The 9,073-nt window shown below is 43.4% G+C and carries 4 protein-coding genes; all 4 read left to right on the plus strand.

Features of this window, described 5'->3' with window-relative positions; translation table 11 throughout:
• Positions 1-3 precede the first annotated feature (3 nt).
• The 4 genes from AAA942_RS10685 to AAA942_RS10700 all read left to right on the plus strand — a co-directional run bounded on the left by AAA942_RS10685 (position 4) and on the right by AAA942_RS10700 (position 9,067).
• A complete protein-coding gene (locus tag AAA942_RS10685) occupies positions 4-768 on the plus strand; it encodes a hypothetical protein (protein ID WP_338220260.1) in 765 nt (254 codons plus the stop codon).
• A complete protein-coding gene (locus AAA942_RS10690; protein ID WP_338220261.1) occupies positions 765-1,523 on the plus strand; it encodes a DUF6090 family protein in 759 nt (252 codons plus the stop codon). Before AAA942_RS10685 ends, AAA942_RS10690 begins: the two co-directional genes overlap by 4 nt.
• A gap of 607 nt (positions 1,524-2,130) precedes the next feature.
• Complete coding sequence (locus AAA942_RS10695) at positions 2,131-5,454, plus strand: ATP-binding protein (protein WP_338220262.1); 3,324 nt, start codon at positions 2,131-2,133, stop codon at positions 5,452-5,454.
• Positions 5,455-5,461: 7 nt separating this feature from the next.
• Complete coding sequence (locus tag AAA942_RS10700) at positions 5,462-9,067, plus strand: ATP-binding protein (protein ID WP_338220263.1); 3,606 nt, start codon at positions 5,462-5,464, stop codon at positions 9,065-9,067.
• Positions 9,068-9,073: the final 6 nt, after the last annotated feature.

Genomic DNA, 9,073 nt, shown 5'->3' on the forward strand with positions numbered 1-9,073 from the left:
CTAATGATCTCCCTCTTCCGCAAAATCCGACAAACACTTCTTCAACAAAATCGGGTAACCCGGTATCTAGCCTATGCCCTGGGAGAGATCTTTTTGGTGGTGGTCGGGATATTAATTGCCCTTCAATTGAATATTGTAAAAGAGGATTCGGATCATAAAAAAGCAACCAACCAACTGTTAATAGGGATTCAATCCGATTTGCAACTTGAAGTAGAGCGAATAGATTTTTTGATTTCATATTACAGCCATATTACCGATGGGATTCAGCAGATAATTTTAACCCATCAAGGGAAAGCGAATCCCTCCAATGAGGAACTAGGGCAATACTTTTTGAATGCCTTTGAATTCCGAAAATTTTCCAAGTTCAATACCAACTACCAAACCGTCTATGGTAGTGGTTTGCTCCAGGAAATAGACGACAAAGAGGTGTCCGAAGAAATCATCACCTATTATTCCAAGCAATTTTTGGAGTGGTCTCTGGAAATATATCAGGAGCAAGCCGGTGCCTTCGACTTCAAAAACAGCCCTCAATTTGACCCTTTGGACAAGCTTAGGAAAACAGAACCCTATAAATCCATTCCTAATTATCAACTGGAAGTAAATCAGACTTATTCAACTGATTTTTATGAATTTATCCAAGACCCACAAGTGCTCAACTATCTTGTAGATTTACTGGATCAGAGTGAGCTCGTTTATACAAACCTTAATTCATATCGAGAGACAAATCGCGCATTATTTGATCAAATTACCAACTATTTAAAGCCATGATTTCCCTCTTCCGCAAAATCCGTCAAAAACTTCTTCAGCAAAACCGGGTAACCCGATATCTAGCCTATGCTGTGGGGGAAATAGTATTAGTGGTCATCGGAATTTTGATCGCACTTCAGATAAATACCTGGAATGAACAGCGAAAGGATAAAGAAAAGGAAAATTCCATTCTCCTTGGCCTCTATACCGAATCTCTTGGAAATAGGGAAAATCTCAAGACTACCATTCAGCATCATGAAGCGCTCTTGGAAACGACTAAGAGCCTGATGGGTCTGTTTTATCTTTCGGATTATGAATTGAAAAATTACAATTTGGACAGTCTGATTGAACGAACGATAGATTTCAGAGACTTTAATCCTTCCCTATCTGTCATCCAGGATTTGATCTCATCCGGAAACTTGGGTTTAATCTCTTCGGAAAACTTAAGGGTTTTGATTTTCGATTGGGGAAGGGAAACCGAAGAACTAAAAGAAAGCTATGAGACCCTGGATGAGTCTGCCGCTCAGTTAATGCTTCCGTACTTGACAAAAAACGCCTCCATGAAAAACATTGACCGATATGGTTTTTTGAAATGGGAGGAAAAATCAAGGTTCAATGTTTCCACACATCTGTTGTTTCAGGAATTGGAATTTGAAAATAACCTGGACAACCAAGCTTGGGGGCTAGCCAATTACCTAAAGGCTTTATATGTTTTAGAGGAAATTATTGAAAAGATCATATCAGAAACCAGCCCCAATAGAATTCCTGCAGAATGATTTCCTTCCCCTGAAAAATCCGCCAAACAGGGCACTACCTCCCAGACCCAGAAAAAATATCTCCCATTTCCGGGAAATTTTCTTGATCAGTCGTCCACGACCATCCTCACAAACAAATTTATCCTAACATCTTAAAACTAGATGATTGAAAAATTTCACCAGGAGATGAGGAAGATTTCAAACTTAAATCACCAAAGAGGAAAATCCTTCAATGAGTAGAGGTTGAACAAATCAAAGTATGATTAAAAGTTTCAAATTCAATTTATTGATAATGAGGGGAGTTTTTGTATTTTAAAAAGAGGAATTGTAATTAACCACTCCTGCAAGAGTTTTCTTGAATGGTAGTTCTCAGATAGGGGCGGTTAATTGATCATTTCGATTCGTTTTCTGGGAAATCCTAATTGGGGATTTTGATCTGGTTTCTTTTGAGTTTAGATCTAAGTATCACTGAGTTTTTATCATCCAAACGTCCAGCTAAAAAGGACAAAAGCCTATTTACGACTAGGTTGAATTTATTGACTTTAGAACCCATCCCCAAAATGGTCCAGTATTATCCTTTTTTACCCCTTTCCCTGATACAATCCTCCACTATCAAATCATACACTAAATGAAAAATCAAATGACTAACCGTTTTTGGATTGGACTCTATTTTTCTTCCTTTTTGATAATTCTGATCAGCTTTTCCACTTCTGCTCAAGTCAATTCTTCCAAAGGGGTACCTAGCTACACCAATTATGTGATCGGGGGCAATTCTATGGCAGGACAACAAGTCTGGAATGTCAATCAAAATAAGGAGGGCTTCCTTTTTGTAGGAACCAGCTCAGGTTTACAAAAATTTGACGGTAGAAATTGGAATCTTTTAGCCTCTCCGACCACTGAGTTCAATACCAATGTCCGGTCCACCTTACTAGCCTCGGACGGTACGTTTTACTACGGTTCATTGGGAGATTTTGGGATAGTCACATCTGATTCCACCGGCAAAACGATTGAAAAATCAATTTTAGATGGCTTTCCATCAGACTTTGTATTCAATGACATCTGGTCCATTCGTGAGAGTAAAGGGAAAATCTATTTTCAGGCGCGGGAGGCTATTTTCATTTATACTCCCGGTACAGCCTCTCAGTCTGGAAATATCAAGATTTGGAAACCGGATACCGAGTTTATGTACGGCTTCAGCTTGGAGGATACCTACTATGCTCATCAGATGAATCTGGGCCTTTTCAAAGAAATCGGAGGCGTTTTAGAGCTGATCCCCGAAAGTGAATTTTTGGGAAAAGACCGAGTCCAAGTGCTGCTTTCTTATGATAAAGGAGAGTTTTTGGTAGGTGCTTTTGCAGGTGGACTCTACCGCTATGATGGACAGCATTTTACTCCCTTTCCTACAGCCATAGATTCCTTGCTCCAGCAGAGAAGTCTTTACAAGGCTTTAGCGCTTCCTGATAGCACCTATGCTTTGAGTGTTTTGGGTCAAGGATTTTTTGTTATTGATAGAAAGGGAGCAATCAAGGCCCATTTCAATACCAAAAACTCCATACCGGATCAAAGTGTCTACGCCTTCCATTTGGACAATACCAATAATCTCTGGGTAGGGACGAATAGTGGGCTTTCCAAAATCGAGATATTCTCGCCCCTGACCCGGTTTGATTCGGATATTTACGAAATCGGAAATGCACTTTCCCTCTCTGCTTTTGACAATACACTCTATATCGGTACCTCCACCACAGTACTGTACATCGACAAGTCAGACGGCATTGTCAAAAAAGTGAGAGGAATCCCCAATACACAGGTTTTTGACCTGTACACTGATGCCAATGGAATATTGAGTACAGGCGTAGGACTATATGAAGTGAGCGGAGATCGGGCGAAAATCATTCCCGAGACAGCGCCTTTTCAAACCCTAAGAATATTGGTGTCTGAGCTTCACAAGGGATATGTATTTATCAGTGGGAATTTCGGAATTCAGGTATTCAGAAGGGAACTGGGAAGCAACGGGGAATATCAATATGAAGACATCGGACCCATAACAGGCGTCACAAGAGCAGTTTACTCCATGGCTGAAAATGCTGAGGGGGAGATTTGGGGTGGAACTCAAGCGGGAATTTTGTACCGAATTACCTTGCCAGAGACAGCTTCTGGAAGATTGGATATCCCTAATGCCCGGGTGCAGGAGTTCAGTGAAAATGATGGAATCAGAGGACTATCCGGGCTAGCAGTAGGGCCGATTGAGGGAAAAGTATATACCTCCGGCATAGATGGCTTTTACTATTTCGATACTTCCACTCAAAGCTTTGAGCGGGACCCTGTGTTTAACTTTTCCGATGAAGTAGCAGACATCAATTTAGACACCTATGGCCTGGGAGTGGGAGAAACAGGCAATGTATTCCTAGACTTCAAAGGAGAAAAAAGATATGCTGTCAAGCAGCCTGACGGAAGTTTTGTTCTGGAAACTTATCCCGTAAATCTAATCACAGCCAGTGGAATAGCCTCAGGATACACAGAACCCAACGGGGTCATTTGGATAGGAACTGACGAAGGATTGATGAGGCTGGATCCCAACAAACAATACAAAACAGACTATCCCGTACCGCTATTTTTCACCTCCATTTCAGGACCAAATAGCCCTCTTTTGCTTGGCGATTACTTAGAAGGAAAGACCCCCGAAATAGAGTACAAAGGGAATAAAATAGCTTTTGAATATGCCTCTCCCTTTTTTGTCAGAGAAAATAAAATCCAGTTTCAAACCTTCCTCGAAGGCTATGACGAGGATTGGAGCAAATGGGAAGACAAAGTCACGCGTGATTTCTCCAATCTTCCATTTGGAGACTATACTTTTCGAGTCAGAGCAAAAAATACCTTCAATACCTTATCGGAAGAAATTGCCTATGAATTCACCATTCTTCCTCCTTGGTATGCGACATGGTGGGCCTACATTCTGTATGTAATTGCATTTTCCTTTTTGGTCTATGCCCTAGTGAAAATTCAAACCAATCGGGTTTTGGCTCGGGAGAAAGAAAAAAACCGCGAAAAAGAACTGGCCCATGCCCGGGAAATAGAGAAGGCCTACAGGGAATTAAAGTCCACCCAAAATCAGCTTATCCAATCCGAGAAAATGGCCTCCCTCGGTGAACTCACCGCTGGAATCGCCCATGAGATCCAAAACCCGCTGAATTTTGTCAACAACTTCTCTGAAGTCAGTGAGGAATTGATTGATGAAATGAATGAGGAGCTGGAGAGTAAAAACTTCGAAGGCGTAAAATCCATCAGCCAAGACCTAAAGGAGAATTTGCGAAAAATAAAACATCATGGCAGGAGAGCCGACTCCATTGTCAAGGGTATGCTCGAACATAGCCGGGGAGGAACTTCGGAGAAAAAACCGACAAATCTCAATACCCTGGCTGATGAGTTTTTACGCCTCAGTTACCATGGATTGAGAGCAAAGGACAAAGAATTTTCTTGCGACTTTGACGCTGAGCTCGATCCGGGTATCCCGGAGGTAAATGTGGTCTCCCAAGATATCGGACGGGTATTTCTCAACCTAATCAACAATGCCTTCTACGCCTGTGCTGAGCGAAGTCGAAGTGCCTGTGCTGAGCGAAGTCGAGGTGCCAATGCTGAGCGAAGTCGAAAGACCGTTGAGAAAAAAGAAGATACAACCGCGTACAAACCCAAAGTAACTCTACAATCCCGCTTGGTGGATTTGGCTGGATCAGGAGGGGTGGAGTTTTGTGTAAAAGACAACGGGGGAGGAATTCCCAAAAACATCATCGACAAAATCTTTCAGCCTTTCTTTACCACCAAACCGACCGGATCAGGAACGGGACTCGGACTGAGTCTGAGCTATGATATCATCAAGGCCCATGGAGGAGATCTACGAGTAAAAAGTGTAGAGGGAGAAGGCACCGAGATGATTGTCTACCTGCCGATTGAATAAGAGGAAAATGAAGGATTTGAAAACCCGCGAAAAGAACGCCTACGAGCTGTATAATGTCTATTGGGACAGTTATATCAAGGGAGACTTGGAAACTTTCGCCTCCACACTTGACGAAGCCTTTGAATTGATAGGGACTTCGGAAAGTGAAGTTGCTCACAATAAATCCGAGGGGATTGAATTTTTGAAAGCCCAACTGCAGGAGGTAGTTGGAAAATTGGAGATGCGAAACAGGCAAATCAACTTGGTTCCGATAGAAACCCTCATGCTGGTCAATGAGCAATGCGGTATTTATGTGCGGACAGGCTCTGAATGGAATTTTTATTCCAAAATCAGGATATCGACGCTACTACGAGAAACCAAAGGGGGTTGGAAAGTGACACAGCAGCACGGGTCACTTCCAGACATACGGGTGCAGGAAGGGGAAACCCTTGCCATTCAAAAAATCAACCGGGAAAACTTGGAGCTTCGGGATGCCATTAAGCGAAGGACTATCGAGCTGGAGCAGAAAAACCGGGAGCTGGAAATAGAGGCTGCTTTGGAACGGGTCCGTGCGATAGCCATGGGAATGAAAAAGCCTGAAGACTTGCTTGATGTTTGTCAGGTGATTTCGAATCAGTTAGAAGAGTTCGGGATAGACCAAATCCGAAACATTCAGATTGCCATCATCGACGAAAAGTCGGGCCTTTACAGCTGCTATCAGTTTTTTCCAGCGTATAAGCAGACCACCATTGAAGAAACCGAATATCTCAAAAATCCTGTGGAGCAGGAAATGGTCCATCAGATGCTTGCCTCGCGGGATGGTCACTTTATGGGTCATATGGAAGGAGAAGCCCTGAGGGAGTTTGAGGCCCATCGAAAAGAGGAAAATCATTTCCCCGATCCTTTGATAGAAAACAGCTCCGAATTGGGGTATTGCTTTCTTTCTATCGGTGAAGGTGGGCTGGGGATCACTCGATATAAGGCGATTAAAGAAGAGGAATTAAACCTATTCAAGCGATTCCATCAGGTCTTTTCCTTGGCCTATCAGCGATTCAGGGACATCCAAAAAGCCGAAGCGCAGACCAGAGAGGCACAAATTGAAGCAGCCTTGGAAAGAGTGAGAAGTCGATCCATGGCCATGCATTCCAGTTCGGAGTTAGCTGATCTTTCCATGGAATTAGTCAAGCAAGTTCAAAATCTGGGAATGGACAATTGGTTTTGTGCCTTTAACATCGACGATGGAGATCCTCAAGGATCCTTGGAATGGGGAAGTAATGGAAACATGGTTTTTCAGGCCTACCGAACTCCGAGAGAAGGGGTGTTTTTAAACTATTACGAGGCTGGAAAGAGAGGAGAAACCTTATTGGTCAACGAAATAACTGAAGAGGAATGCCCTGCTCACTATGACTATTTATGTTCATTGCCTGGAGTAGGCGATCAACTGCTCCAAATGAAATCTGCAGGAATCCCTTTCCCTACTTATCAAATTGACCATGTTGCCTATTTCAAATATGGGTACCTCCTGTTCATTACTTATGAACCGGTACCGGAGTCTCATGAGATTTTCATACGCTTCGCAAAAGTATTCGAGCAGACTTACACCCGATTCCTTGATCTCCAAAAAGCAGAAGAGCAAGCTAGAGAAGCCCAATTGGAACTCAGCTTGGAACGAATACGAGCTCAGGTCACTGCGATGAGAGAGTCTTCTGACCTATTCGACATAGTGGTTGGCATGCGAAAAGAATTCATCTCACTAGGTCATGAGGCAGACTATTTCTGGCATATGAGCTGGCTGCCGGATTCCTATGAAATGTCTATGACGTCTGAGGATGGAAACCGGATCGGAATGGTCATTTCACTGCCCAAATCCGTCCATGAAGAATATCCTGATTTAATGCGATGGGAGAAAAGCAAAAAACCCAGCTATGTCATGGCTTTAGATGCCAAAGAAGCCTGGGCCTACTTGGAGAGCATGAACACCTATGGGCATTACGAGCTTGCAGACCCCAACGCCCCCACTGAGGCGGATATTCATCAGCTGGGAGGACTTACTTTTATCCTCGCCCGCACCTCTCACGGAGAGATTGGATTTAGTCTGGCGGGAAAAATCACTGAGCCTCCTCAGGCATCCATTGACATCTTGGTTCGGTTTGCAGGAGTATTTGATTTGGCTTATAAGCGTTTCGAAGATCTGAAAAAAGCCGAAGCCCGAATCAGAGAAGAGAAAGTAAAGACTTCATTGGAGAGGGTGCGATCGAGGTCTCTTGCCATGCATCAGTCCAGTGAACTGCAGGATGTGATCAAAACCGTAAGCGATCAGTTCAAAGAATTGGAAATAGACATTTCCGGTGGAGCCTTTATCGTAATCAACAAAGACCTGGAGGAGGGATTCTACTGTTGGGGTGCAGGAGGTGTGGGAAACTACATCCGGAAAGTCAAGGTGCCCTTTATTGATCTGCCGATCTATACTACGCTTTCGGATGGTATAAAAAGCCGAAATCCTTTCTTTACTGAGTTTTACGGTGTAGAAGAAAAACATACTTTCTTTAGGCATCTCTTTAATCACGAGCCCTTTATAAATACACCTGCCCAAAGGCGAGAGTACCTGCTTTCCCTTTTTTCCGGTTACTCCCGATCCTGTGTGGTATCTGACAATACCAGTATTTTTATCATCAATCACGAGGGAAGGCCTTTTTCAAACGAAGAAAATGAGTTTCTAAAGCAAATGGGGAGGGTATTTGAGCAGGCATATACCCGTTTTGTTGATTTGGAAAAAGCCGAGCTTCAGGCTCGCCTGATCAGTGAAGAACGAGACCGATTGGAGATTGCCCTAAATGAGCTTAAGACCACACAGGCCCAATTGATCCAACAAGAAAAACTGGCTTCACTTGGTCAACTTACGGCAGGCATCGCCCATGAAATCAAAAATCCGCTCAACTTCGTCAACAACTTCTCAGATCTGAGCCGTGAATTGATTGAGGAAGCCTTTGGGGAGCTGGAAAAAGTGGAAAGTTCAGATGCTAAAGAAGAAATCATTGCTATCCTGGAAGATGTGCGTAGCAATCTCACCAAGGTATACGAGCACGGCAGTCGTGCCGACCGCATCGTCAAGTCCATGCTGCAGCATAGCCGGGCCTCCGAAAGCAAACGCACACCTCAACCCTTTAACTCTCTGGTAAAAGAATTTGTCAACCTTTCTTACCACGGCATGCGGGCTAGCAAATCACCAATCAATGTAGATATCTCACTGGAATTGGATCCCGAAATCGGAGAAGTCAGTTTGATTTCAGAGGATTTTTCCCGGGTAATCCTGAATCTCTGCAATAATGCTTTTGATGCGATGAGGGAGAAAATCCAAACTTCCTCTCCTGACTTTCACCCTTTGCTTACAGCAAGCTCGACCCTAGAAAATGGAAAGATTTTACTCAGCATTGGAGATAATGGCCCCGGTATCCCAGAGGAGATCAAGGATAAAATACTTCAGCCCTTTTTCACCACAAAAAAGGGTACCGAGGGAACCGGTTTGGGACTGAGCATTACCCATGATATTATCAAGGCTCACGGGGGAGATCTGTCTTTCAAAACTGAGATAGGAAAGGGAACTGAATTTATCATCCAATTGCCATCCTCTTAATCACTT

The sequence above is a fragment of the Algoriphagus sp. oki45 genome (genome assembly GCF_036245605.1).
Classification (GTDB): Bacteria; Bacteroidota; Bacteroidia; order Cytophagales; family Cyclobacteriaceae; genus Algoriphagus.

What these genes read in the sequence shown, in the direction of transcription:
- AAA942_RS10695 (WP_338220262.1), top strand. Translation starts at nt 2,131, where the DNA reads ATGAAAAATCAAATGACTAACCGTTTTTGGATTGGACTCTATTTTTCT.
- AAA942_RS10700 (WP_338220263.1), top strand. Translation starts at nt 5,462, where the DNA reads ATGAAGGATTTGAAAACCCGCGAAAAGAACGCCTACGAGCTGTATAAT.
- AAA942_RS10690 (WP_338220261.1), top strand. Translation starts at nt 765, where the DNA reads ATGATTTCCCTCTTCCGCAAAATCCGTCAAAAACTTCTTCAGCAAAAC.
- AAA942_RS10685 (WP_338220260.1), top strand. Translation starts at nt 4, where the DNA reads ATGATCTCCCTCTTCCGCAAAATCCGACAAACACTTCTTCAACAAAAT.